The organism is bacterium (assembly GCA_040755795.1).
In the GTDB taxonomy this organism is placed as follows: Bacteria; UBA9089; CG2-30-40-21; order CG2-30-40-21; family SBAY01; genus JBFLXS01.
Genome location: JBFLXS010000538.1, coordinates 1 through 2,337, shown reverse-complemented (window position 1 = coordinate 2,337; position 2,337 = coordinate 1). Strand labels below are relative to the sequence as shown.

Annotated in this window: 2 protein-coding genes; both read right to left on the bottom strand. The window is 34.7% G+C overall.

Annotation, left to right across the window (positions count from 1 at the left end; all coding sequences use genetic code 11):
* Positions 1-237: 237 nt before the first annotated feature.
* Positions 238-1,251: a hypothetical protein gene (locus AB1414_19385; GenBank protein MEW6609576.1), complete on the bottom strand. Its 1,014-nt coding sequence runs from the start codon at positions 1,249-1,251 to the stop codon at positions 238-240.
* A gap of 21 nt (positions 1,252-1,272) precedes the next feature.
* A partial coding sequence (locus AB1414_19380; protein MEW6609575.1) for a hypothetical protein occupies positions 1,273-2,337 on the bottom strand: 1,065 nt, incomplete at its 5' end.

Below are 2,337 nucleotides of genomic sequence, written 5' to 3'. Positions count from 1 at the left end.
TTAAAGATAGCATTCATAAAACCCAGTTTTTAAGTTATCGGACTTCTTATGTTAAAAATTAAAGTCAAAACCGATAAGAAAAAAAGGTAGATTTTATGTCAACAGCCTGTCAAGATGCGACCCTTCTTCCTGTCCCGACCCTTCTTCCTGTCCCAAAATCCTCTATTGCCCCAAACATTTATCTATAAGGAGGTAGTCCGGATGAAAAAGATGACTCCCAACTAAACACATTTTTCTTCAAGGCTTAACATCATTGTTCTTAAATTCCTCTGGATGTATATCGTCTATAGCCATGAATAGGGTTCTTTCATATTTAAAAGGATAAGAAACCCCACTTTTCACCCATTCAAGAGCATCTTTTGCTTTTTTAGAGATATATTCGACTTTGTAATTCGACAACTCCTCCAATTTTTCAATACTTTGTTTATCTGGAATACTCTTTAAAACCACCATTAAGATATTAAATACAGTATGAATTCTACTGTAAGGAGGTGCATTCTTTGTTGGGATATTATCACTTTTATTTAGAAGTGATAATACATAAGGTAGAGATTCTGTCCCTGTTTCGATTAAACTTAAAATAGCAGCCTCATACTCATAAACTGTTTTCCAATGAATAAGTAAATTGATTGCTTTTTTAGTCCTTTGTGATTTTGGTAAAATATCTAATGAATATTTTACAAGTGCTCGTTTCATGTCAAATTCATACAATCTTAATACAGACTGAAGTTCTGAAATCTCTTTAGATATCTCTTCAAGGGTTTTAACCTTTTTTTCTTCTATATACAGTTTCATAATTATAACGCTACTTTTTAAATCATCCTTAACTAATTTTTTTATCAATTGTTTCTTCTCTAATTCAGTTATAGATGGTGAATCCAACATCCTTTTAATATTTATCATTTTTTTGCTATCTTGGCATGCACTCCTGACACACCAATAAGGATCATCTTTGTCTAGATAAACAATCATATTTTCATCACCAATGTATCCAATTTTTTCAGTTGCAATTCTTCTAATTAAAGGTTCTTCATCATTTAAGTAAATTACCATAGAATCTATTGAAATCTTACTTTTTAAATCGGAAATTTCCTCTATTTTTTGAATTTTTCTTGCTATTTCAATCCATTCAGTTCTACTCTTAATTTTTTCGTCTGCTCCTAACTGACTGAAGGAACAAAAAACTGACAAAATAACACCTATCAAAATAAGAATATTTTTACATAAATTCGCATTTTTGCGCATCTCCATATTTACCTCCTCCTAATATTATTATTTCCATTGGCTGCCTGGATATCCCCAGTCTAGACTATCATAACCATAGGTTCCGTTAAGTTCTGCCCATTCTCCACCTTCTTCGGTACTATTCCAGGTATATGGATCAGTACCAATCATTTCTTCCCATGTATTATCAATATCATCTCTATCTGGATCCACCTCTAAAGGCAAATTTCCCCAAGTTCCATATGTTTTAAAATTGTATACTCTATGATCCCTATGCCAAAATTCATGTAGATTTGTGGCCCAAAATCCATCAATATAATCATTACCAGTAGGAGGATTCCCTTGAGGCCAATTAGCATTCCTACCAATTTCTATAATCCAGGATGTTGCAGAAAAAACAATAGTTCTGCTAGTCTCAAGGTCACCATTATATGTATGTTTGTCCATAACACGAAGGGCTTGACTCCAATAATAATACCAATTAGGTGTTCCACCACCTGGGTGATTAGTCCCATCTCTTGGAAAGAATATTTGGACAATCGTCTCATCTTTGTCTGTCTTTCCACCTAATGTAAGTTCTGCTCTTACCTTCTTATTACCAAATTGACCATTATCATAAGGTAACCCTGTAAATGTAAATAGCACTACTCCTCCCTTTGGTGGAGTTGGGATAGTAGTTAATATAGACCCTCTGATTGGGTCAATAGTCCAAGGCTCTATCTCAGGCGTATATTCATGTGGTTTTGCCTCTGCCTCACAGGGAACATCACATACTCCTGGATTGGCTAAACTAAAAACAAAATTATTTGCCGTTGGCGGTGGTGTAACTGGAGATGTTATCTCTACCTCAAATACCGTTTCATGAATTGAATCAATATCATCACCATGAGGACAGGTAATTTTGGCATCAATATAAACATGCCCAGCATCGGGTGGATTAATTGAATAACTCGGTCCAGAGCCATCTGGAAACTGATGTATCCCATCTTCTGCTAATTCCTCAACTGCACTCCACACTATATCCCCACTTATCTCACCACATTCATCACAATAAGCCTGCGCAGTACAATCTATCGTCTCACCTACTAAATAATAACTATTATTTGCTGGTGA

What these genes read in the sequence shown, in the direction of transcription:
- AB1414_19385 (MEW6609576.1), bottom strand. Translation starts at nt 1,251, where the DNA reads ATGGAGATGCGCAAAAATGCGAATTTATGTAAAAATATTCTTATTTTG.